The organism is Campylobacter sp. RM9328 (genome assembly GCF_012978615.1).
Map to the genome: position 1 here is coordinate 1 of NZ_LIWF01000086.1, position 348 is coordinate 348.

Consider the following 348-nt stretch of genomic DNA (forward strand, 5'->3'; position numbering starts at 1 on the left):
TGTTTAGGTTGTGTGATACCGACTTTATGCTAAATTCTACATTTTCAAGACCTGCCACGCCTATTATTTTTAGCTTTCCGCCAGCTCTTAATTCTCGTCCAGTTGTGCTTAAATTTCCATTTATCCCACCGCGTTGCAGCTCATTTAGCTTTGCTTCGCCCTTTTTAAAGGCTTCGCTATCGCTCTTTGGCTCTGGTATATTTAGCTTATATGTTTGCTCGCCACTTCCTATTTTGGCTTGTTTATCCTTGCCATCTTTTGAGTCGTGCCATTGCACTATCACGGCAGTATAGCTATTGCGATTTGCCTCTGTAATCGATAAGCTTTCACACTCGCTCAAGGCTACTT

Annotated in this window: 1 pseudogene; it reads right to left on the reverse strand. The window is 42.2% G+C overall.

The features are described from left to right. Positions 1 to 348 (reverse strand): annotated as a pseudogene (locus CCAL9328_RS10810) (phage late control D family protein); the annotation flags it as partial.